Source organism: Streptomyces tibetensis (assembly GCF_007655005.1).
GTDB classification, from domain to species: Bacteria; Actinomycetota; Actinomycetes; order Streptomycetales; family Streptomycetaceae; genus Streptomyces; species Streptomyces tibetensis.
Map to the genome: position 1 here is coordinate 386024 of NZ_SZVW01000002.1, position 22294 is coordinate 408317.

Here is a 22294-nt window from a genome sequence, read left to right on the forward strand (position 1 = left end):
CGCCTCAGCCCTCCTCGGGAGCCAGCCGCAGCGCGATCGAGTTGATGCAGTACCGCTGGTCGGTGGGCGTGGGATACCCCTCGCCCTCGAAGACGTGCCCGAGGTGCGAGCCACAGCGTGCGCAGCGCACCTCGGTCCGCACCATGCCGTGCGAACGGTCCTCGATCAGCTCCACCGCGTCGGTGTCCTTCGGGTCGAAGAAGGACGGCCAGCCGCAGTGCGACTCGAACTTGGTGTCCGAGGTGAACAGATCCGCTCCGCAGGCGCGGCAGGAGTAGACGCCCCGGGTCTTGGTGTCGGTGTACTCACCGGTGAAGGCGGGCTCCGTGGCCGCCTGGCGCAGCACCGCGTACTCGCCCGGGCTCAGCTCCACGCGCCACTGCTCGTCCGGCTTCTCGACGTCGTACGGCATGAGCCTCCAGCCCCTCAGTTCGACAGACGGTCCAGGATGTGCGGGCCGAGGTCGGTGACGTCGCCCGCTCCCATGGTGAGAACGAGATCCCCGGGCTTCGCCATTCCCGCGACGACCGACGGGACGTCGGCCTTGTCGTGCACCGGTGTCACGTCGGCGCCCGCGGCCCGGGCCGCCTCGATGATCAGCTCGCTCGTGATACCCGGGATCGGGTCCTCGCGCGCCGGGTAGATGTCCAGCACCACGGAGGCGTCCGCGAGGGCGAGGGACTGGCCCATCTCCTTGCCGAGCTCCTGGGTCCGCGAGAAGAGGTGCGGCTGGAAGACGACCAGGATCCGGGCGTCACCGGCCGCCGCGCGCATGGCCTCCAGGTCGGCGGTCATCTCGGTGGGGTGGTGCGCGTAGGAGTCGATGACCTGCACGCCCGCGGCCTCGCCCTTCAGCTGGAGCCGCCGCTTCACGCCCGTGTACGCGGCGATCGCCGGGGCCAGCTCGGCCGCCGGGACGCCGAGGGCCGCGCCGGCCGCCAGCGCGGCGACCGCGTTGTGCGCGTAGTGCCGGCCGGGGACGGAGACCGTGAAGGTCAGCTCCTCGCCCTCCAGCACCACGGTGACCTCGCTCTTCAGCCCCTGCGGCACGACCGACAGGATGCGCACACCGGCGTCCTCGGACTCGCCGTAGGTCACCACGCGCACGCCGCGCCCGGCGACCCGGCGCGTCAGCTCCCGCGCGCCCTCGTGGTCGGCGGCGATCACCAGCGTGCCGCCCTCGGTGATCCGGTCCACGAACGTCTCGAACGACTCGTAGATCTCGTCCATCGACGCGTAGTTGGCGTGGTGGTCGAGTTCCACGTTGAGGACGATCGCGACCTCGGGAGCGTACTTGTGGAAGCTGCGGTCCGACTCGTCCGCCTCGGCGACGAAGATCTCGCCCTCGCCGTGCAGCGCGTTGGAGCCGGGCGCGTCCAGGTCGCCGCCGATCGCGTACGAGGGCTTCAGGCCCAGCTCGCTCAGCGAGACGGCCAGCATCGACGTCGTGGTCGTCTTGCCGTGCGTACCGGCGACGGCGATCGGCCGCAGCCCGTCCATCAGCGCCGCGAGCGCGTCGGACCGGTGCACGACGGGGATGCCGAGCTCGGCCGCGCGGGCCAGCTCGGGGTTGTCCTGCCGGATCGCCGACGAGACGACCACACAGCTGGCGTCGTCGGCGAGATGCCCCGCGGCGTGGCCGATGTGCACGGTCGCGCCCAGCGCCCGCAGCGCCTGTGCCGTCGCCGACTCCTTGGCGTCACTGCCCGCGACCACGGCCCCGCGCTGCGCGAGGATCTTCGCGATCCCCGACATCCCGGCCCCACCGATCCCGATGAAGTGCGGTCGGTCCATGGCGGGAGGAAGGCCGGCTGCCATGCGTGTCTCCAAGTTCGGCTGACGAGGGTTGGCGGGGCCAAGCCTATTGCGTGCGCAGGGCCGGCCTGCCCATCAGGGGCGTGGGGCGGTATCGATATGCGGCTGCGCCGCGTGGGCGCGAGCAATCCCGCACCACCCGCACCCGGCGGGCATCTGGAAGCACCCCCCTAGCCGTCCCCTAGGCCTTGCTGTGCGAGAACAGCTTCAGCACCGGAACCCCCACCTTGTGCCGGGCCCGCGACGCCCAGTCCCGGTGGAAGAACTCCTCCACGTAGTGGGGGTCGGTCAGCACGATGACCTCGTCCGCCCCGACCTCCTCCACCAGGGACTTCAGCGCGTCCAGCGGATGATCCTCGATCAGCCGCCCCTGGGCCGGACCGCCCGAGGCGCGCAGCGCGGCGAGCGACACCTCCAGCGCCCGCTGCCCCACGCTGAGCGCCTCCTCACCCTCGGGCGTCTCCCCCTCGCGGACGGCCTCGTCCAGTTCGCCGAGCGCCACGTCGTCGATGGCCCGCAGCAGGCGGTCCGCCTGCTCGCCGCGCGGCTGCAACAGCACCTCGAAGGAGACCTGCTCCTCGCCGTGCAAGGTGGTGACGAACTCCACGTCGGCCGACGTCAGCGCCTTCTCGATCATCAATACGCTGGTGAACACCAGGCGCTCCTTCTGCTCCGGGGGCCCAGGGCCCCACTTCGCCGCGGGCCGGCCGGGCCGGGCCCTGCGGAAACCATCCTGCCCGTCTTCACACGGGTACCGCCGGATCCAGTGTGCCCTCCGAAAACCAAACAGAACGGCATATTCCGCCGATGAACGGACCCACGGCGGGTTCACCCCGCTGCCGCGGCGTACCGACCCGATTTCCCGTCCGCCCTTGTACCCCGGGCCCGGCGTTTCAGTACGCGGCTCAGGCGCGTCCGTACCGGGTGAACAGGAAGCCGTCCTCCTCCAGCATCGACACCAGCCCGAAGCGGTGCGGGACGGTCACGGCCGGCCCTCCGGCGATGCGCTGCGCCTCCCCCGCCGTGAGCATCGGGGAGACGGTCAGGCACAGCTCGTCGAGCACGCCGGCGGCGACCATCTGGCCGAGCAGTCGCGGGCCGCCCTCGGTGAGCAGCCGGGTGTGGCCGAGGTCGGCGAGGGCCCGGACGGCGAGGGCCGGGTCCACGCCGATGCCGTCCCCGGCGGTCACGACCCGGGCGCCCGCCTTCTCTGCGGCGGCGACGCGGTCCGGGGCGGCCGCGGCGCCCGTGAGGATCAGGGTGGGGACGAGGGGCGAGGTGAACAGCGGGAGCGAGAAGTCCAGGTCGAGACTGGCGGTGACCACCGCGATCGCGGGTGCGGGCCGCTGCCCGGCCGCCTCCCGCATCGCCGCGAAGTCCTCCCGCGCGCGTGCGGGCCGGTAGCCCTCCTGCCGCACCGTCTCCGCGCCGACGACCACGACGTCGGCCAGGGCCCGCAGGGTGCCGAAGATCCGCATGTCGGTGGCGCTGGAGATGGGCTGCGAACGGCCGTCGTGCTGGGCGGCCCCGTCCAGCGTGGACACCATGTTGGCGCGCAGCCACGGAACCGGTCCCTCCGGCCCGGGCTCCGGATAGGCGTACGCGGCGGCCAGCTCCTGAAGGCTCCACTCCCGCCCGGTGCCCTCACCGGACGCGCCGCCCGGCGCCGGAACTGCTGTTTCATCGGTCACAGGGAACAGACGTCGCATGCCGTGCAGTGTTCCACGCGCCGTAGCATGGTGAACCGTGTCTTCTCCCCTGGCCCCCTCCGGAAGCGGCCCCATAACCGAACCGGCCCCGCTGTCCCTGTGCGCCCGTGAGCCGCACGTACCCGCGGACCGGCTGGTCGCCGAGATGGTGCCGCCACCGCGGTTCGACTCCGTCCGCTTCAGCACGTACATCCCCGACCCGAACCAGCCCAGCCAGACGGAGGCCGTCCGGGTCCTGGAGGGTTTCGCGGCGGGCCTCGACTCGGGAGGGCCCTCGGGATCCGGCAAGCGGCGGCTGTTCGGTTTCGGCAGGGCGCCGAAGAAGGCCCCCGCCGGCCCGCGCGGCGTCTACCTCGACGGCGGCTACGGCGTCGGCAAGACCCACCTGCTGGCGTCCCTGTGGCACGCCACTGCGGCCGAGCCCGCGCTCAAGGCGTTCGGCACCTTCGTGGAGCTGACCAACCTGGTCGGTGCCCTCGGGTTCCAGCAGACCGTCCGGACGCTGTCCGGGCACCGCCTGCTGTGCATCGACGAGTTCGAGCTCGACGACCCGGGCGACACGGTCCTGGTCTCCACTCTGCTCGGCAAGCTCGTCGACGCGGGTGTGGCGCTCGCCGCCACGTCCAACACACTGCCCGGCAAGCTCGGCGAGGGCCGGTTCGCCGCGGCCGACTTCCTGCGTGAGATCCAGGGCCTGTCGGCCCACTTCCGCGCCCTGCGCATCGACGGCGAGGACTATCGCCACCGCGGTCTGCCCGAGGCGCCGCCGCCGTACTCCGACGAACAGGTGACCGGCGCGGCGCACGCCACCGAGGGCGCTTCCCTCGACGCATTCTCGCCCCTCCTGGACCATCTGGCCCGGGTACACCCCAGCCGGTACGGCGCTCTGACCGACGGGATCAAGGCCGTGTGCCTCACCGGTGTGCACCCGGTTCCCGACCAGTCGACGGCCCTCAGGCTGGTCGTTCTCGCGGACCGGCTCTACGACCGCGAGGTGCCGGTGCTCGCCTCGGGCCTGCCCTTCGACCAGCTGTTCAGCGACGAGATGCTGAACGGCGGTTACCGCAAGAAGTACTTCCGGGCCATCTCCCGGCTCACCGCTCTCGCCCGCGACGCGGGTTCACTGGCGGACCCCCGGTAAGCACAGCTCCCATACCGCGCCGACTGCCCGGCGGGAAGGGCCTGTTCAAGCCATCCCACCTGCGGTTTTCAGGCTCTCTTCAGCTTGAAACGTTAAGTTAACCCTGCAAACGACTTTGCAGGGTTAACGTGTTTCTTGACCGGCCGTTGACCAAGTGTTGGTCCGCACTAGACGTGCGAAGCACCGGAAGGGGGGCGCATGTACCGAGGTACGACGGCACGGACCGTGGTTTCGATCCTCGCCGCCGCCCTGCTCGCCCTTCAGTTCTTCGCACCGACCGCGTCCTTCGCATCCGCGCATACGCACAGCCAAGTCGAGGCCAAAGCTCAGCCCGGAACGAAACCCTCCGGCACGTCCTCGCGCCCCGGCCACAAGTCCCTGGGGAAGGCGCTGCGCGACGAGACCGCGACCTGTCGCGCTGGGCACCACGGGGACCCGACCGGTCCCCTGCGGACCCGCGACCGGTCCCACACCGCGGACCTCGCGCCCACGGGCCCCGAGCGGCCGCTGCAACGGCACATCCGGCCGACAGCGCCCGAACCGGTCAGACCCGGCGCCGCGCACGACCACACGTCGAGATCCTCGACATCGCACACTCCGGCGGCACTTCAGGTCTTTCGCTGCTGAGTGGCAGAGCAGTTCCCCCCACCCCTTGTCATGCCCGTCCGACGCGCCCCCACTGCGCGCCAGGAGGATCACCACACTCATGCAACCCCTCATCGACAACGCCCGCATCTTCGGACAGCGCCCTGAGGAGTTCGCCCACCTCGCCGAGGGCCAGTCCCCCGAGGTCCTGTTCATCACCTGCTCCGACTCCAGGGTCGTACCGGCGCTGATCACGGGCGCCCGTCCCGGCGAGCTCTTCGAGCTGCGCACCGCCGGCAACGTCGTTCCCCCGCACTCCATCGCGCACCCCACCTCGGAGGCGGCCACGATCGAGTACGCCGTGGAGGTCCTCGGCGTCAAGGAGATCGTGGTCTGCGGCCACTCGCACTGCGGCGCCGTGGGCGCGGTGGTACGCGGCGACGACCTCTCCGGCGTGCCCGCCGTGCGCGACTGGCTCGCGCACGCCTGTGACGAGCCCAAGTGCGCGGACCCGACCGACAAGACGGTCACCGAAGCCGTGCAGAACCATGTCCTGACCCAGGTGGAGCGGCTGCGCTCCTACCCCTGCGTGGAGAGCCGCCTGACGGACGGCCGGCTCCGGCTGCACGCCTGGTTCTACGAAGTACACACGGGCACCGTGCGCGAACACCGCGCGGACACCGACTCCTTCGAGAAGCTGTGAGGGCGACCATGACCAAGTTCCCTTACCTGAAGCAGGATTTCCTCGCCTCGATCGTCGTCTTCCTGGTCGCGGTCCCGCTGTGCGTCGGCGTGGCGGTCGCCTCCGGCGTTCCCGCGGAGCTGGGCCTCATCACCGGCATCGTGGGCGGGCTCGTCACCGGGCTGATGCGCGGCAGCAGCCTTCAGGTGTCCGGCCCCGCCGCCGGACTCACCGTGCTGGTCTTCGAGGCCGTCAGCGAGTTCGGCGTGGCCACGCTCGGCGTGATCGTGCTGCTCGCCGGCCTGCTCCAGCTCGCCATGGGCTTCCTGGGGATAGGCCGCTGGTTCCGGGCGATATCCGTCTCCGTCGTCGAGGGCATGCTCTGCGGCATCGGACTGGTGATCATCGCCGGGCAGATCTACGCTGCGGCGGGCCTGAAGGCCCCGGAGTCCGGACTCGGCAAGATCGCCGGTCTGCCCGGGATGTTCGCCGACACGCTCGGCAGCACCGAGGCCCTGACCTCCCTCGCGATCGGCGCGGGCACCATCGCCGTCATCGTGTTCTGGAAGAAGCTGCCGAAGGCGGTCCAAACCGTACCCGGCGCCCTCGCAGCAGTCGTCCTGGCCACGGTCGCCACTCTCGCCTTCAGCCTGCCGGTCGCCACCGTCCAGGTGGAGGGCCTGCTGGGCGTCATCCAGCCGCCCGGGGCCGAGGCCTTCGGCGAACTGGCGAACCCGGCGATCTGGGGCACCATCATCGCCTTCGCACTGATCGCCTCCGCCGAGAGCCTGTTCAGCGCCGCCGCCGTGGACCGGCTGCACAACGGTCCGCGCACCGAGTACAACAAGGAGATGATCGCCCAGGGCGCGGGCAACACCCTGTGCGGTCTGCTCGGCGCGCTGCCGATGACCGCCGTCATCGTGCGCAGCTCCGCCAACGTCAACGCGGGCGCCAAGACCAAGGCCTCCCGGGTGCTGCACGGCGTGTGGCTGCTGCTGTTCGCCGCCGCGATGCCGTGGGCCCTGGCGCTGATCCCGATCCCCGCCCTCGCCGGCATCCTCGTGCACGCCGGCTGGAAGCTGATCCCGTTCCACCAGATCACGACTCTGTGGCGGGCCCACAAGGGTGAGGCGCTCATCCTGATCGTCACCGCCGTGTCGATCGTCGCGGTCAACATGTTCGAGGGTGTGCTCATCGGTCTGGCCCTGTCGGTCGTCAAGACCGCCTGGGAGGCCTCGCACGTCAAGATGGAGATCATCGACAAGGGCGCCGGCCCGATCCAGGCGTACCTGTCCGGTAACGCGACCTTCCTGCGGCTGCCGAAGATCCTCGACAGCCTGGAGAGCCTGCCGCAGGACCGCCCGGTCGAGCTGGACCTCTCGGGCCTGCACCACCTCGACCACGCCTGCCGCACGGCCCTGGAGAGCTGGGCCGCACGCCACAGCGCGACGGGCACCGAACCGGTGAAGGTCACGGAGCCCGAGGAGGCCCCGGCGGAGAAGGTCCCCGCCGCCTAGCCGGAGGACCGGATCACCCACCCCTTGGTCCGGGGCGCGCCGGCTGCGCGCCCCGGACCAAGCGCGTCCGCCCCGTTTCGGCCCGATCCCCGGCCATGGCCCCACGCCCCGGTTCGGGCATATCGTTACAGAAACGGACGGATTCGGACCTCTGAACCGGGAGGCCGGCATGGTCGAAGAGCTGGTCGGCGTGGTGGCCGCGGTCGGGGCCGGTGCGCTGGTGTACGTGGCCTCCGCGGCACGGGTCGTCAAGCAGTACGAGCGCGGGGTCGTCTTCCGGCTCGGGCGTCTGCACGGGGACGTGCGGCGGCCCGGGTTCAACCTCGTGATCCCCGCGGTGGACCGGATGCGCAAGGTCAACCTGCAGATCGTGACCATGCCCATCCCGGCCCAGGAGGGCATCACCCGCGACAATGTGACCGTGCGGGTCGACGCCGTCGTCTACTTCAACGTCGTGGACCCGTCGGCCGCGATCGTCAACGTCGAGGACTACCGCTTCGCCGTCTCGCAGATGGCGCAGACGTCACTGCGCTCGATCATCGGCAAGAGCGAGCTGGACGACCTGCTGTCCAACCGCGAGAAGCTCAACCAGGGCCTGGAGCTGATGATCGACAGTCCGGCCGTGGAGTGGGGCGTGAGCATCGACCGCGTGGAGATCAAGGACGTCTCCCTGCCGGACACCATGAAGCGCTCCATGGCCCGCCAGGCGGAGGCCGACCGGGAGCGGCGGGCCCGGCTCATCAACGCCGACGCCGAGTACCAGGCCTCCAAGAAGCTGGCCCAGGCCGCCCGCCAGATGGCCGACACGCCTTCGGCGCTCCAGCTCCGGCTGCTGCAGACCGTCATGGCGGTGGCGGCGGAGAAGAACTCCACGCTCGTCCTGCCCATTCCGGTGGAACTGCTGCGGTTCCTGGAGCGGGGTGCGCAGCCCGCCGCGGAGAGCGCGGGACAGCCGCGGGACGCGGCACAGCCGCAGGACGCGGGAGGAGCGGAGGACGCGAGCCGCGCGCAGCCCACGGACCCCGCGGAGCCCACGGAGCCCACGGATCGCGCGGCGATCGAGGAGCGCGCCGCCGACCTCACGGAGCAGCGCGCCGCCGACCTCACGGAGCAGCGCGCCGCCGACCTCACGGAGCAGCGCGCCGTCGACCTCACGGAGCAGCGCGCCGTCGACCTGACGGAGCAGGCCGGGGAGGCCATGGAACGGCTGCGGCGGGCCGTGGAGCAGTGACGCGCGCTACGCGCGTGGTTCCCGCGGCCCGCACCAGGTGATAGACACAGCGGGATCACAGTTCCTGTCCGCCAGCAGGAAGGTTTCCCCATGACCGAATCCGGTCGCTTCGCCACCCGACGTCGGATGCTCGCCGGAACGGGCGCCCTGGGCGTCGGGATTGCGTTCTCCGGCGCCCTCTCCGAACTCTTCGCCGGCACCGCCGCCGCACAGGGCCTCGGCCACACCGGCTACGGCCCACTCGTCCCCGACCCGAAGGGCGTCCTCGACCTGCCGGAAGGGTTCCGCTACCGGATCCTCTCCCGCGAAGGGGACGAACTGCGCTCCGGCGAGGGCAAGGTCCCCTCCAACCACGACGGCATGTCGGCCTTCGGCGGCAGAGGCGGCCGGGTCCACCTGGTCCGCAACCACGAGAACCGCGTGAGCGGCAAGGTCCCGGTGCCGACCGTCGAGGGCCTCACCTACGACCCGGCAGGCAAGGGCGGCTGTACGGCGCTGACGCTGGACTCCCGGGGCAGGGTCCAGTCGGAGCGAGTCGCGATCGCCGGCACGGCCGTGAACTGCGCCGGCGGCCCCACCCCTTGGGACACCTGGCTGACCTGCGAGGAGACCGAGGACCGGGCCGGCACCAACGGCTACACCAAGGACCACGGCTTCATCTTCGAGGTCGACCCGGTCGATCCGCACCGCACCGGGGCCGTGCCGCTGACCGCGATGGGCCGCTTCGCGCACGAGGCGATCGCCGTGGACCCCCGGCGAGGCGTGGTGTACGAGACCGAGGACGCCTTCGAGAAGCCCTTCGGCCTCTTCTACCGCTTCCTGCCGAACCGGCCGCTGGGCGGCAGGGGTTCGCTGCGCGCGGGCGGCCGGCTCCAGGCCATGCGGGTGCCCGGTGTGCCGGACCTGTCCTCCGTCCAGGACGTCGGCGCCGAGTTCGACCACATCGAGTGGGTGGACGTGCCGGACCCGCAGGCCGCGCAGACGCCGATCCGGTTCCAGGACTTCGGCCGCGGGGGAATCACGCACGCGCAGAAGCTGGAGGGCTGCTACTGGGGCGGCCGTTCGGTGTACTTCGTGTCCTCGTTCGCGCGCCGTTCGGACGGTTCGGCCGCCGACCACTTCGGGCAGGTCTGGCGCTACGACCCCGAGCGCCGCCGGCTCACCCTGGTGATCGTCTTCGGCCCGGACACCGATGTGCAGCTGCCGGGCGAGTCGCCGGACAACATCTGCCTGGCGCCCAGCGGCGGCCTCATGGTCTGTGAGGACGGCAACGGCGCCCAGCACGTCTTCGGCGTGACCCGGCGCGGCGAGGTCTACGCGATGGCCCGCAACCGGCAGAACATCGGCACCGAGCAGGAGCCCGAATGGGGTGAGTTCGCCGGGGTGACGTTCTCCCCGGACGGCGACACGATGTACGTCAACTGCTACACGCCCGGCACCACCTTCGCGGTGACGGGCCCCTGGCGCCGGTGACCGGTGCTCCGCCTCTCCGGGGCGCCGGGTGCGCAGCCCGGCGCCCCGCCGGATCATCGAGGCACAGGACCGCGAAGGGGGCCCGGTGGCACACAAGGACAGCACCTCGCTTCGGCAGCGGTTGCGCCTGCCCGCCGGTGAGCCGGTCGACCTGAGCCGGTACGACGCCGCCGCCACCCCCGCCGGGCCGCACGGCAAGGCGGCGGGCAGGGCGGCCACGGCCCGGATCGGCGAGCGGCTCGCCGTCCTCCAGGAGCGGCTGTGGGCGGCGAGCACCGGGGGCGACCGGCGCCGCGTGCTGCTGGTTCTGCAGGGCATGGACACCAGCGGCAAGGGCGGTACGGTCAAGCACGTCATCGGTCTGCTCAACCCGTCCGGCTGCCGGATCACCGCGTTCAAGGCACCCACCGCCGAGGAGCGCGCGCACCCCTTCCTGTGGCGCGTGGAGCAGGCGCTCCCGATCCGCGGCGAGCTGGGCATCTTCGACCGCTCGCACTACGAGGACGTCCTGGTCGCCCGCGTCCGGGAGCTCGCGCCGGCCCCCGAGATCGCCCGGCGCTACGAGCAGATCAACCGCTTCGAGCGGTCCCTCACCGGCGACGGGGTGACCCTGGTCAAGTGCTTCCTGCACATCTCCTACGAGGAGCAGCGCCGCCGGCTGCTCAAGCGCCTCGACAAGCCGGAGAAGCGCTGGAAGTTCGCCGCTTCCGACATCGACGACCGGGCCCTGTGGCCCGCCTTCCAGGAGGCCTACGAGATCGCCCTGGAGCGTTGCGGCACCTCGAACGCGCCCTGGTACCTGATCCCGGCGGACCACAAGTGGTACCGCAACTGGGCGGTCAGCACCCTGCTCCTGGAGCACTTCGAGGAGCTGGATCCGCGGTATCCGCAGCCGGACTTCGACGTGGCCGCGTGCCGGAAACGGCTGCTGGAGCAGCCCTGACCCGACCGGTTCAGGCGGCCAGCAGGGCGTCGATCTGGCCGACGGCCTCCTTCAGTCCCTCCTCCATGCCCATGGCGACCAGCTGCTCCATCTGCTCGCGGGTGTCGAACAGGGAGCGCAGCTCCATCCGGGTGCCGCCGCCGTGCTCGCTGAGCCGCACCGTCACGGACATGGTCGGCATGTCCTCCTTGGGCTTGCCGTCGTCGTCGGCGAAGCCGTCGGTGAACTGAAGGGCCGTCGGCGCGCTGACCGAGGTGATCCGCCACCAGCCGCGGTGCCGGTCGCCCTCGGGGCCGGTCATGAAGTAGGTGACCTCTCCGCCGGGGGTGAGGTCGTGCTGCTCCACGGTCGCCGGGTAGGTCGGCGGGCCCCACCAGCGCTCCAGCTGCCGGGGGTCGGCCCACAGCCGCCACACCCGCTCGACCGGGGCGGCGAAGTCGGCGATCAGGGTGAGGGTGAGGTGGTCGAGGTCCTTGTCGACACTGGTGACACTCATCGCTCGGGTCCTTCCGTCGTGTCGTTCTCTTCGGTTTCCGGGTTCTCGGCGAGCAGCCGGGCCATCCGGTCCACACGCCCGCGCCACGCCGACTCCAGTTCGTCCAGGGCCTGGTGAGCGCGGCCCACCGCGTCGGGGTCGGTGCGCACGAGCTGCTCCCGTCCGCTGCGCTGCTTGGTGACGAGCCCCGCCCGCTCCAGCACCGCGACGTGCTTCTGCACCGCGGCGAAGCTCATCGGGTAGGCCTCGGCCAGCCGGGAGACCGACAGCTCCGCACGCACGCAACGGCGCAGTATGTCCCGGCGCGTGGTGTCGGCCAGGGCGTGGAACAACCGGTCGACCGTCTCGTCACTCCACTCATCTACAACCATTTGGTTGTACGTTAGCCCCGGTCCGCCCCGGCTGTAAAGCGGAGCCGCCCGACACTGAAGCGGACGGACGGGGGTACTCGGCGGCTCATGAGCGAGAAGCAGCAGGTCAGCAGCTCGTACTGGCTCCAGACGGCACCGGACGGCCACCACCCGGCTCTGACGGAGGACCTGGACGTCGACGTGGCGGTGATCGGCGCCGGGATCGCCGGGCTGAGCACGGCGTGGGAACTGACCCGGGCCGGGCGGCGCGTGGCGGTCCTGGAGGCCGGCCGGGTCGCGGCCGGCGTCACCGGACACACCACCGCCAAGGTCACCGCGTTGCACACGCTCGTCTACGACAAGCTGCGGCGCACCCGCGGCCCCGAGGGAGCACGGCTGTACGCGCGCTCCCAATCGGAGGCGATCGACCACGCGGCCCGGATCGCCGAAGAGCTGGGCGTCGACTGCAAGTGGGAGACGAGGAGCGCCTACACCTACGCCGTCGACGCGAGCCGCGTGGAGGAGCTGCGCGCAGAGGCCCGGGCCGCGGCCGAGGCCGGGCTGCCCGCGTCGTTCGTGACGGAGACCGGGCTGCCCTTCCCCGTGGCGGGGGCGGTCCAGGTCACCGGACAGGCCCAGTTCCACCCGCGCAAGTACCTGCTGGCGCTCGCCGCCGACCTGGTCGAGCGCGGCGGGCGGATCTTCGAGGACACCACCGTCCTCGGCCTGGACGAGGGCGAGCCGTGCAGGCTGTCGACCACGACCGGGGCGACGGTCCGGGCCCGGGACGTCGTCGTCGCGACGCACTACCCGATCTTCGACCGTGCCCTGCTGTTCGCTCGTCTCTCCACCCGCCGCGAACTGGTCGTCGCCGGGACGATCCCCGCGGACCAGGACCCGGACGGCATGTTCATCACGCCCGACGAGGAGACCCGCTCGGTGCGCACCGCGCCCCACGAGGGCGACCGGCGGCTGCTCATCGTCACCGGTGAGCACTTCACGCCGGGCACGGGCGACCCGCGGGCCCGTTTCGAACGCCTCACCGCCTGGGCCACCGGCCACTTCCCGGACCTGGAGGTCACCCACCGGTGGGCCACCCAGGACACCGAACCCACGGACACGGTGCCGATGATCGGCCCCCTGCACCCGGGCGCCCGCCACACGTACGTGGCCACCGGCTTCGGCGGCTGGGGCATGACCGGCGGCATCATGGCGGGCCGGCTGCTGACCGCGCAGATCACCGGTGAGGAGTGCGAGTGGAGCGGGCTGTACGACCCGCGCCGGGTCAAGCCCGCGCTGCGTGAGGCGCCGGCGTTCCTCAAGACGCAGGCCAAGGTCGCCGGGCACTTCGTGGGGGACCGGCTGCGGCCTTCCCCGCCGGTGGAGGCCCTGCCGCCCGGCGAGGGCGCCGTGGTCCGCGCGGACGGTCAACGCCTCGCGGTGTACCGGGGCGACGACGGCGGGCTGCACGCCGTCTCCGCCCGCTGCACCCACCTGGGCTGCCTGGTCGACTTCAACGCGGCCGAGCGCGCCTGGGAGTGCCCCTGCCACGGCTCCCGTTTCGACACGGACGGCAAGGTGATCCAGGGCCCGGCGACCAAGCCGCTGGAGCAGCGGGACCTCTGACGGTTCGCCCCCGGCCTACGCTGGACGTATGAGCGAGGACGACTACTGCCTGATCGACGCGACCAGGCCGCCCCGGGCGGACGGACCGCCCTATGCGATGGGGGTCCCCCCGCTCGAGCGGAGCCGAGAGTGGGGGAGTGTGTTGTGCCGGGAGCCGACGGAATACCCCGAGTCGTACAAGGGCATCACGCTCTGCCCCGCCTGCGAGTGGCAGGAGGCGCAGCGCACGGCCTGTTCAGGGTGATCTGCCTGCTCAGGGTGACCTGCCTGCTCATGGTGACCGCCTGCTCACGGTGACCTGCGGGCGGCCAGAGCACCGGCCAGGGCCAGCGCCCCGGCCGTGACCAGGGCCGCCGCGCCCAGGGGCAGCAGCGGCAGGGGGACGGTGCCCCGCTGCGATCCGGTGACCAGGCCCTGCACGGCCGCCTGGGCGGGTGAGCCGGTGACCACCAGCGACAGCAGCGCCGCGAGCAGCAGGGCGAGGACGGCCCGGCCCGGCGACCGCAGCAAGGGCCGGCTGGTGAGCGCTCCGACGGCGGTGCCGAACAGGGCGCAGGCCAGTGCGGCGAGCAGCCCGGCACCGCCGGCGGCGGCGAGCGGCACCCGGGTGCGGTGGTCGGAGGCGACCGGGTCGCTGAGCAGCGTGACGACGAGGGTCGCGAGCGTGCCCAGCGCCGCGGCACCGGCCAGGGCCACCAGCAGGCAGGCCACATGAGCCCGCGCGGGTCCGGCGACCGCCGCGACACAGCCGCGTGCGGCGTCGGGTTCGCCCGTGACACAGATCCGCGCCAGCCATGCGGCGACGGGCAGCAGGGCTGCGGCCGTGTATCCGAGCGAGTCGAGCACCGGCTGCCCGGCCTGGATGCCGATCGCGAGGAAGGCCGCGTACAGCAGAAACGGCGGCAGCCAGCGCTGCGAGCGCAGCAGCAGGGCGGCGTGGTAGCGCATCAGGGCGGTCATCGGCGGCTCCTGTAGGCGGCCCGCGGGTCGGCCCACCGGGCGGCCCTGACCCTGACGACGGTGGGGAGCGGCTCTCGGAGGCAGTCTCCCGGTGCCGTACCGCGGGCTGTCACCCCTGCCTCCCCGGGCCGGTCTCCTGGGGGGCCACGCTCACCACGTGCCAGGGCGGGCGGGCCGCCAGCAGGGTGCGGAGCAGGACGTCGGAGTGCGGGGCGGGGACGGACAGGCGGTAGGTGCCGGGGCCGGTCTCCTCGGCCGAGGAGACCGTCCGGCGCACGTCCTCGGGCAGCAGACCGTCCGGCGGGCCCTGGGCCTCGACCAGCACCTGCGGACCGGACGCGGACGGAGCCCGCGCGGGCTCCTGCAGGACGACGCCCGCGTCGCGCACGGCGTACGTCGCGTCGGGCAGGCCGGCGAGGCGGCGCGGGTCGTGGTCGACGAAGACCACGGAGCCGCCGGCCGCCGTGCGTTCGGCGACCGCGCGCTCCAACTCGGCGCGCGCAGCGGTGTCCAGGCCGGTCCACGCCTCGTCCAGCACCAGCAGCTCCGGCTCCGCCAGCAGGGCCTGGGCGACCGCGACCTTCTGACTGCTGCCCTTCGACAGCCGCGCCATCGGCGTCTCGGCGTACGCGGCCGCCCCGAGGCGCTCCAGCCACTCCCCGGCCGCCCGAGCGGCCCCCTTCCGGGTCAGGCCGTGCACGGTGCCGAGGTGGGTGAGGTAGCCGGCGGCGGTGAAGGGCAGGGCGGGCGGGAACCGCTCGGGGACGTACGCCGTGCGCGGCCGGCCGGTGATCCGGCCCTCGCTCGGCGCGTCGATGCCGGCGAGCAGCCGCAGCAGCGTGGACTTGCCGCTGCCGTTGGCGCCCTCGACGCGGACGAGCCGGCCCGGGGCCACCGTCAGGTCGATCCCGCGCAGCACCCAGGGGCCTCTCAGACCGTAGCGGCGGCCCGCGTCGCGCAGGCACAGGTCGGGTCGCATGCGGCCATCCTGCACGATCTTCCGGCTGGCACACTGGGGTTCGTGAGCGAAAACCCGACGCCCGTGAGCGAGAGCGACAGTCCCTTCCGGTCCGAGCCCTCGGCGCGCGACGAGGCACCGCAGTTCGTGCTGCCGCTCGTCGTGCGGATCGAGCGGGCGGACCCGCCCGCGCGCACGGACGCACTGGAGACGGCCGCGCGGGCGGTGCTGACGATCCTGGCCGACGAGCGGTCGGCCGGCGAGGGCGAGTGGGCCGAGGCGATGCGGGACTGGCAGGACGCCAGGATCCGCAAGGTCGTGCGGCGGGCACGCGGAGCCGAGTGGCGGCGGGCCGAGGCGCTGCCCGGCATCACGGTCACCGGCAAGGCCGCCGAGGTGCGGGTCTTCCCGCCCGTCCCGCTGGACGGCTGGCCCAAGGACCTGGCCAGGCTCCAGGTCTCCGGCACCGACCTGGACGACCCCCGGCCGCCGGTGGACCCGGACCCGTCCGCCCCCGTGCTCTGGCTGAACCCGGACCTCGGCATGTCGGCCGGCAAGGCCATGGCGCAGGCCGGCCACGCCGCGCAGCTGGCCTGGTGGGAGCTGTCCGACGAGGAGCGGGCCGCCTGGCACGACGCGGGTTTCCCGCTCGCCGTGCGGACGGCCGACCCGGCCCACTGGCCCGGACTCACCGGCAGTGGACTGCCGTTGGTGCGCGACGCGGGGTTCACGGAGATCGCGCCCGGTTCGTGCACGGTGGTAGCGGACCACCCGGCGCTGCGCCGCGAGCCGCACGGGACAGGCCGCGCGGTGTCCACCCGTTCGGAGTAGCCGCGGGCGCGGCGGCCCGGGGCGGGTGCTCCAGTGGGGTTACCAGCCGGCCCGACTCCAGGAGGCAGCCATGTCCAGCGCCGCGCCCCCTCCCCCCGCTCCGCCCGCCTCCGACGACCGGACACCCGGCGGCCCCGGCCCGGGCGACTCCGGTGACCCGTGGGCGGCCGGGGGTCTCGCTCTCGGCGGCATCCTGATGGTCGTCTACGGCCTCTTCGCGGTGCTCCAGGGCATCGCGGCGATCGCCGGGGACGAGGTGTACACGAGCTTCGGCCAGTACTCCTTCGAGTTCGACCTGACCGCGTGGGGCTGGATCCACGTGATCGTCGGGGTGCTCGTGGTCGCCGCCGGGCTCGGCCTGTTCGCCGGGGCCGCCTGGGCCCGGGTCGTGAGCGCGGTCGTGGTCGGCCTGGCGCTCATCGCGAACTTCCTCTGGCTGCCCTACCAGCCGTTCTGGTCGATCATCATGATCGTGACCGGTCTGTTCGTCCTCTGGTCGGTGTTCAACTACCGCTCCTCCCGCCCGGTGTAGGGCCGCCACGTCAGGGCGGCGGTGGGCGCCGCTCGCGCTCCGCGACCACCGCGTGCATCCGGCGCGTCAGCGCGGTGGCCGCCGCCGTGAGGAAGACGAAGGTGTAGACGATCTGTACGACGGTCACCATGCGGGCCTCCTGCCCGCGCGGGGTGATGTCGCCGTAGCCGACGGTCGCGAGCGTGACGACGGTGAAGTACAGCGCGTCGACCCGGGTGCTCAGGCCGGTGAACTGACCCGGCTGCTGCGCGAGGGCGTAGTACCCGGACGAGAAGACCAGCACGGCCAGGCACATCAGCAGCGAGATCATGATGCCCGACCGGGCCTGCGGCTTCTCCAGCACGACGTCGCGCACATGGCGCAGCAGCAGCACGGCGACGAGCGTCAGGCACAGCACGAACAGCGGCCAACCCAGCCAGGGGCGGTCGGCTCCCAGGCCCTCCAGCGGCAGCAGGAAGTAGGCCGTGCCGCCCGCCACGAGCACGGCTCCGGCCCCGATCCGCAGCCGGCGGACGGCGGCCGCCCCGAACTCCTTCTCCCGCTTCCGCACGGGGCGGTGGGGCTGCTCGCGGCCTTCGGGCATAGGTCCGGTCTACGGCGGATCGGGGCGGGACGCGACCCTTGCGCCTCCGTCAGTGGGGACGGCGGCCGGACCCCCGAACCTCAAATTTGGCTCTGAAGCCGGGCCGTGCGGGGTTCGGGGGCGAGCGGCTGGGCCATACCCCCCTCACGTTCGAGGAACGGGCCGGGTGGAGGAGGGGACGATGGAGCGACTGGGGACGGGCATCGGGTGGCGACCGGAGATCGCGGACGCCGTGGAGCGCATGCCGGGCATCGACTGGGTCGAGACGGTGGCCGAGAACGTCTGCCCCGGGCACCTGCCCGACTCCCTGCGGCGGCTGCGTGAGCGCGGCGTCACCGTGGTGCCGCACGGCGTCTCGCTCGGCCTCGGCGGCGCGGACCGGCCCGACGCCGGACGGCTGACCGCACTGGCCGAACGCGCGCAGGCGCTGGGCTCCCCGCTGGTCACCGAGCACATCGCGTTCGTACGGGCGGGCGGGTCGCTGACGGCCTCCCCGCACCTGGAGGCGGGTCATCTGCTGCCCGTGCCCCGGACCCGGGACGCCCTGGACGTCCTGTGCGAGAACGTCCGCATCGCGCAGGACGCGCTTCCGGTGCCGCTGGCCGTCGAGAACATCGCCGCGCTGGTCTGCTGGCCGGGCGAGGAGATGACGGAGGGCCAGTTCCTGTACGAGCTCGCCGACCGCACGGGCGTCCGCCTCCTCATCGACGTGGCCAACCTGCACACCAACCACGTCAACCGCGGCGAGGACCCGTCCAAGGCCCTCGCCGAGCTGCCTCTGGAGGCCATCGCCTACGTCCATGTCGCCGGCGGCTTCGAACGCGACGGCGTCTGGCACGACAGCCACGCCCACCCCGTTCCCCGGCCGGTCCTCGACATCCTCACGGACCTCGCCTCCCGCGTCTCCCCTCCGGGTGTCCTCCTGGAACGGGACGAGAACTTCCCCGAACCGGCGGAGCTGGAAGCCGAGTTGACCACGATCCGCGGGGCGCTGGAGGCGGGGGCGGTCGAACGCGTGAAGACGGAACTCCGCTCGGCCGCCGTCGCCGCTGCGCGGCACAGGGGGACCGGGGCGGTCGACGACGAACTGCTGCTCACGGCAACCGCCGCCGGACGGCGGGAAGCCGCCGGACGGCGGGAAGCCGCCGCGGGCGGAAACAGCGTGGAGCGGCAGGGCCATGAGACCGGGGCGGCCGGGGCGACACGGGGCGCCTCCGGCCTGCCCCATCAAGAAGGGGTCGGCGAGGCCCGGCAGCGGCTCGGGCTGGCGCAGGCCGCGTTGCTGTCGGCGCTGGTCGCGGGCACGCCTGTGCCCGAGGGGTTCGACCGGGTGCGGATCGGTGTCCAGGCGCGGGCGCTCGCCGCGAAGCGGGCGGACGTCGTGGCGAAGGTCGCTCCCGAGTTGCCGGTGATCCTCGGGGGCGGGTACCGCGCGGCGTTCCTCGGCTACGCCCAGACCCGCCCGATGACCGCCGGGTACCGGCGCGACGCCCTCACCTTCGCCGAGCACCTGCTGTCCGCCGGGCTCCCCGGGGACACGCGGGCGCGGCGGGAGCTGCGGGAGTGGTGGCTGGAGCGGTCGGGCCCTGCGCCGCGATCCGGGAGGCCCGTTCACCGGCTCGCCCGCGCCACGCGCCGGGTGCTCTCACGGCGTTGACGGGTGAGGGGCCCGGCTCGTGCCCCTCACCCCTCGTCTCACCCCTGCCCGGGAGGAGTTCCCCCGGACAACGCACCGGCCTTGTCCGGCACGGCGTCGCCCGCAGGGGCGTCGCCACGGCCGTAGTGGTGCGTGGTGAACATGTAGAGCAGGCCCGTCCCCAGCACCACGCCGCCGCACAGCAGGACGATCCAGTTCTCCCACCAGGACTTCTCCGGGGAGCGGGCCCAGCAGATGTTGATGATGGCGAGGATGCCGTAGACCAGCGCCGCGACGTTCACCGTGAGGCCCCAGCGGCCCAGGGTGAACTCCCCCGCCGGACGCCAGCCCTTGAGCCGGGCGCGCAGCGCGGCCAGGACCACCATCTGGAACGAGCCGTAGATGCCGAGGATCGCGAACGAGACGATGTTGGTGAGGGCGTCCTCGGAGAGCAGCGACGCGAAGGCGATGACCAGCGGCACCGCCGCGGACACGAACAGCGCCCAGCTCGGCACCGCACGGGCGTGGACGAACCGCCGCAGCAGCCGGTGCCCGACGATCATCTCGTCCCGGGCGTAGGAGTAGATCAGCCGCCCGGCCGCGGCCTGAAGGCTGATCGTGCAGGACAGGAAGGAGATCAGCACCACGGCCATCACCATCCGCGCCCCGGTCTCGCCCATGGCGTCGTACAGCACGTCGACCACCGGGTCGGCCTGCTCGCCCGAGATGATCGCGTTGAAGTCCGTGACCGACAGCAGCAGCGACATGCAGGTGAACGTGGCCGCCGCGCCGCCGATGTAGATGGTGCGGCGCATCGCGCGGGGGATGACCCGGCCCGGGTGGGCGACCTCCTCCGCGGTGTCGCCGCATGCCTCGAAGCCGTAGTACTGGTAGAGGCCGATGATGCCGGCTGCCAGGAACGCCGGCAGGTAGGAGCCGCCTCCCTCGACTCCGTAGGTGTCGAAGATGACACCGAGGCCGTGGTGCCGGTGGGTGGCCAACAGGTAGATCCCGACGACGAGGGCGCCGATGAGCTCGCCGGTGAAACCGATGAGCGCCGCCGTCGACAGTGCCTTGGTGCCCATGTAGTTGATGAGGATGGCGACGACGATGAGCACGGCGGTGCACAGCACGGTGGTGTGCACGGTGGCCCGGAAGCCGAAGAGAATGGCGATGTAGGGGCCGGCGCCGTAGGCGACGGAGGTGATGGTCACCAGCAGCGCCCACATGTACACCCAGCCGGTCATCCACGCCCAGCGCTTGCCCCACAGCCGCCGGGCCCAGGGGTAGACACCGCCCGCGATCGGGTACTGGGCGACGATCTCGCCGAAGATCAGCGCGACGAGGAACTGGCCGCAGCCGGCTACCAGGAACGCCCAGATCATCGGCGGTCCGCCGTCGCCGATCGCGATGCCGAAGAGGGTGTAGGTGCCCACCACCGGGGAGAGGTAGGTGAAGCCGAGGGCGAAGTTGGCCCAGGGGCTCATGTCCTTGCGGAACTCGGAGCCCGGCTCCCCCGAGGGGACCCCGGACGCCGGTGCGGGAGGTGGTGTGCCGGTCACGGCCGTGTCCTCCGTCCCGCGGTGATCAGGTCGGCGGCCCGTTCGGCGGCGAGCAGCACGGTCACCATCGGGTTGATGGTGGGCATCGTCGGGAACACCGACGCGTCGACGATCCGCACCCCGTCGAAGCCCCGGAGTCTCAACTCGGGGTCGCAGACGGCCAAGGGGTCGTCCGCGGCGCCCATGCGGCAGGTGCCGGCCGGGTGGTAGACGGTGTGGGCCGCGCGGCGGCCGTACTCCGACAGGTCGGCGTCGGAGACGACGTCCGGGCCGGGTGCGACCTCGCGGACGAGCCAGTCCCGCAGCGGATCGGTCGCGGCGACCTCGCGCGCCACCTTCAGACCGTCCACGATGGTGCGCTCGTCGTGGCCCTCTGGGTCGGTGAAGTACCGGAAGTCCAGGGCGGGGTGCTCGGCGGGGTTGTTGCTGCGCAGCCACATGCGGCCGGTGGAGCGGGCCCGCGGCACGTTCGGCGTCATGCAGACCCCGTGCCGCGGTACCGGGTAGCCGAGGCGTTCGGTGTTGACGGTGAACGGCACCTGGTAGAAGTGGAACATCAGGTCGGGGCGCGGCTGGCTCTTGTCGCGGCGCAGGAACAGGCCGGCGTCGGAGTCCATCGCGGAGTTGGGCGGCAACGGTCCCGCGGTCTCCCAGACGATCACGGACTCGGGGTGGTCCAGCAGGTTCTCCCCGACGCCGGGCAGGTCGGCCCGTACCTCGATGCCCAGGGCGCGCAGGTCGTCGGCCGGTCCGATGCCGGAGAGCATCAGCAGGCGCGGGGTGTCGATGGCGCCCGCGCACAGCAGGAGTTCGCGCTCGGCGCGCACGGTGGCGGGTTCGCCGTCGGCGCCCCGGACGGCGACCCGGGTGAGCCGGCCCGACGCGTCGGGGATCAGCCGGTGGGCCCAGGTCTGGAGTCTCAGCGTGAGGTTGGGCCGGCCCAGCACCGGGTGGAGGTACGCGACGGACGCGGAGGAGCGCAGGTTGCCCTCCGGCTGGTAGGCCAGCGAGAAGAAGCCGGTGCCGTCGGCGAAGGGTTCGGCGTTGAAGTCGTCGACGACGGGCACGCCGAGGGCACGGGAGGCCGCGGTGACGAAGTCCGCGGCGATGGGATTGCGGTCGGCCTCGGCCACCGGGACGATCTGCGTGAGCAGCCGGTCGCGGTAGGGCAGGATCGTCGCCGGGTCCCAGCCGGAGCAGCCGTGGCTCACCCAGTCGTCGAGGTCCTGCGGCAGCGGCAGGAAGCTGATCAGGGTGTTGTGCGAGGAGCAGCCGCCGAGCACGCGCGCCCGGGAGTGCAGGATGTGCGAGTTGCCGCGCGGCTGCTCGACGGTGGTGTAGCCGTAGTCGAACTCCGAGTCGAGCAGGTTGATCCAGTTGCGCAGGCGCAGGATGCGCTCGTCGCCGACGTCACTGGGGCCGCCCTCGATGACGCAGACGCGGCAGTCGGGGTCCTCGCTCAGCCGGGCGGCGAGCACGCAGCCGGCGGTGCCGCCGCCGACGATGACGTAGTCGTAGGCGGACTCGTCGCCGTGCGCGGGAGTGGTGGCCATGCGGTGCCTTTCTTCGGTGGCCGGTGCGCCGCGGGCGGACGGCCCTGCTTCGATGGCCGGTGGGCCGCGGGCGTTCGGCCCTTCTGCGGTGGCTTGTGCGCCGCGGGACGA

The 22294-nt window shown here is 72.4% G+C and carries 22 protein-coding genes; 11 read left to right on the top strand and 11 right to left on the bottom strand.

What is annotated here, in order from left to right; all coding sequences use genetic code 11:
* Window positions 1-4 precede the first annotated feature (4 nt).
* The 4 genes from msrB to FDO69_RS04155 form a co-directional block, all read right to left on the bottom strand.
* Window positions 5-412 (bottom strand): peptide-methionine (R)-S-oxide reductase MsrB, encoded by a 408-nt coding sequence (gene msrB, locus FDO69_RS04140; RefSeq protein ID WP_104778284.1) that lies wholly within the window; start codon window positions 410-412, stop codon window positions 5-7.
* 14 nt (window positions 413-426) lie between these two features.
* Window positions 427-1818 carry a UDP-N-acetylmuramate--L-alanine ligase gene (gene murC / locus FDO69_RS04145; RefSeq protein WP_104778286.1) on the bottom strand — a complete coding sequence of 464 codons (1392 nt, stop codon included), beginning with the start codon at window positions 1816-1818 and terminating at the stop codon, window positions 427-429.
* A 178-nt stretch (window positions 1819-1996) separates the two neighbouring features.
* Window positions 1997-2470 (bottom strand): beta/alpha barrel domain-containing protein, encoded by a 474-nt coding sequence (locus FDO69_RS04150; RefSeq protein ID WP_170320835.1) that lies wholly within the window; start codon window positions 2468-2470, stop codon window positions 1997-1999.
* Window positions 2471-2720: 250 nt separating this feature from the next.
* Window positions 2721-3524: a pyrimidine reductase family protein gene (locus FDO69_RS04155; protein ID WP_104778290.1), complete on the bottom strand. Its 804-nt coding sequence runs from the start codon at window positions 3522-3524 to the stop codon at window positions 2721-2723.
* 37 nt (window positions 3525-3561) lie between these two features.
* Between FDO69_RS04155 and zapE the strand changes: the two genes are divergently transcribed.
* The 6 genes from zapE to FDO69_RS04190 all read left to right on the top strand — a co-directional run bounded on the left by zapE (window position 3562) and on the right by FDO69_RS04190 (window position 11096).
* Window positions 3562-4665, top strand: a complete 1104-nt coding sequence (gene zapE / locus FDO69_RS04160) for a cell division protein ZapE (RefSeq protein ID WP_104778292.1) — start codon at window positions 3562-3564, stop codon at window positions 4663-4665.
* 706 nt (window positions 4666-5371) lie between these two features.
* The gene (locus FDO69_RS04170) at window positions 5372-5953 is read left to right on the top strand and encodes a carbonic anhydrase (RefSeq protein ID WP_104778296.1); all 582 of its coding nucleotides are present in this window, start codon (window positions 5372-5374) and stop codon (window positions 5951-5953) included.
* An 8-nt stretch (window positions 5954-5961) separates the two neighbouring features.
* The gene (locus FDO69_RS04175; RefSeq protein ID WP_104778297.1) at window positions 5962-7449 is read left to right on the top strand and encodes a SulP family inorganic anion transporter; all 1488 of its coding nucleotides are present in this window, start codon (window positions 5962-5964) and stop codon (window positions 7447-7449) included.
* A gap of 169 nt (window positions 7450-7618) precedes the next feature.
* Window positions 7619-8680: a slipin family protein gene (locus tag FDO69_RS04180; RefSeq protein WP_234387837.1), complete on the top strand. Its 1062-nt coding sequence runs from the start codon at window positions 7619-7621 to the stop codon at window positions 8678-8680.
* Between the two features lie 90 nt (window positions 8681-8770).
* Complete coding sequence (locus tag FDO69_RS04185; RefSeq protein ID WP_104778299.1) at window positions 8771-10153, top strand: PhoX family protein; 1383 nt, start codon at window positions 8771-8773, stop codon at window positions 10151-10153.
* A gap of 85 nt (window positions 10154-10238) precedes the next feature.
* Complete coding sequence (locus tag FDO69_RS04190) at window positions 10239-11096, top strand: PPK2 family polyphosphate kinase (RefSeq protein ID WP_104778495.1); 858 nt, start codon at window positions 10239-10241, stop codon at window positions 11094-11096.
* Window positions 11097-11106: 10 nt separating this feature from the next.
* Here the strand turns inward: FDO69_RS04190 and FDO69_RS04195 are convergent, their stop codons facing one another.
* A complete protein-coding gene (locus tag FDO69_RS04195) occupies window positions 11107-11592 on the bottom strand; it encodes an SRPBCC family protein (RefSeq protein WP_104778301.1) in 486 nt (161 codons plus the stop codon).
* Window positions 11589-11963 (bottom strand): ArsR/SmtB family transcription factor, encoded by a 375-nt coding sequence (locus FDO69_RS04200; RefSeq protein WP_104778302.1) that lies wholly within the window; start codon window positions 11961-11963, stop codon window positions 11589-11591. The genes FDO69_RS04195 and FDO69_RS04200 overlap by 4 nt, the downstream gene beginning before the upstream one ends.
* 87 nt (window positions 11964-12050) lie before the next feature.
* Here FDO69_RS04200 and FDO69_RS04205 point away from each other — a divergent pair, with 87 nt between their 5' ends.
* A complete protein-coding gene (locus tag FDO69_RS04205; protein ID WP_104778304.1) occupies window positions 12051-13568 on the top strand; it encodes an FAD-dependent oxidoreductase in 1518 nt (505 codons plus the stop codon).
* A gap of 28 nt (window positions 13569-13596) precedes the next feature.
* Entirely contained in the window at window positions 13597-13812 is a 216-nt protein-coding gene (locus FDO69_RS04210; RefSeq protein ID WP_104778306.1) for a hypothetical protein, read from the top strand.
* A 44-nt stretch (window positions 13813-13856) separates the two neighbouring features.
* Here FDO69_RS04210 and FDO69_RS04215 read toward each other — a convergent pair whose 3' ends face one another.
* Both FDO69_RS04215 and FDO69_RS04220 read right to left on the bottom strand, forming a co-directional pair.
* Window positions 13857-14528 carry an ABC transporter gene (locus FDO69_RS04215; RefSeq protein WP_104778308.1) on the bottom strand — a complete coding sequence of 224 codons (672 nt, stop codon included), beginning with the start codon at window positions 14526-14528 and terminating at the stop codon, window positions 13857-13859.
* Window positions 14529-14637: 109 nt separating this feature from the next.
* Window positions 14638-15507: an ABC transporter ATP-binding protein gene (locus tag FDO69_RS04220; protein WP_104778310.1), complete on the bottom strand. Its 870-nt coding sequence runs from the start codon at window positions 15505-15507 to the stop codon at window positions 14638-14640.
* A 42-nt stretch (window positions 15508-15549) separates the two neighbouring features.
* Here FDO69_RS04220 and FDO69_RS04225 point away from each other — a divergent pair, with 42 nt between their 5' ends.
* Together FDO69_RS04225 and FDO69_RS04230 are read left to right on the top strand one after the other, a co-directional pair.
* Window positions 15550-16317: an aminoacyl-tRNA hydrolase gene (locus FDO69_RS04225; protein WP_167526517.1), complete on the top strand. Its 768-nt coding sequence runs from the start codon at window positions 15550-15552 to the stop codon at window positions 16315-16317.
* 70 nt (window positions 16318-16387) lie between these two features.
* Window positions 16388-16849 carry a DUF7144 family membrane protein gene (locus tag FDO69_RS04230; RefSeq protein ID WP_104778312.1) on the top strand — a complete coding sequence of 154 codons (462 nt, stop codon included), beginning with the start codon at window positions 16388-16390 and terminating at the stop codon, window positions 16847-16849.
* 10 nt (window positions 16850-16859) lie between these two features.
* On the opposite strand, the gene FDO69_RS04235 is transcribed toward FDO69_RS04230, so the two are convergent.
* Window positions 16860-17432, bottom strand: a complete 573-nt coding sequence (locus tag FDO69_RS04235; protein WP_104778314.1) for a potassium channel family protein — start codon at window positions 17430-17432, stop codon at window positions 16860-16862.
* 181 nt (window positions 17433-17613) lie between these two features.
* On the opposite strand from FDO69_RS04235, the gene FDO69_RS04240 reads away from it, so the two are divergent.
* Window positions 17614-19089 (top strand): MbnB/TglH/ChrH family RiPP precursor modification enzyme, encoded by a 1476-nt coding sequence (locus FDO69_RS04240; RefSeq protein WP_104778497.1) that lies wholly within the window; start codon window positions 17614-17616, stop codon window positions 19087-19089.
* 38 nt (window positions 19090-19127) lie between these two features.
* Here the strand turns inward: FDO69_RS04240 and FDO69_RS04245 are convergent, their stop codons facing one another.
* Window positions 19128-20630 (bottom strand): APC family permease, encoded by a 1503-nt coding sequence (locus FDO69_RS04245; protein WP_234387838.1) that lies wholly within the window; start codon window positions 20628-20630, stop codon window positions 19128-19130.
* A complete protein-coding gene (locus FDO69_RS04250; protein WP_104778315.1) occupies window positions 20627-22183 on the bottom strand; it encodes a GMC family oxidoreductase in 1557 nt (518 codons plus the stop codon). The genes FDO69_RS04245 and FDO69_RS04250 overlap by 4 nt, the downstream gene beginning before the upstream one ends.
* Window positions 22184-22294 lie beyond the last annotated feature (111 nt).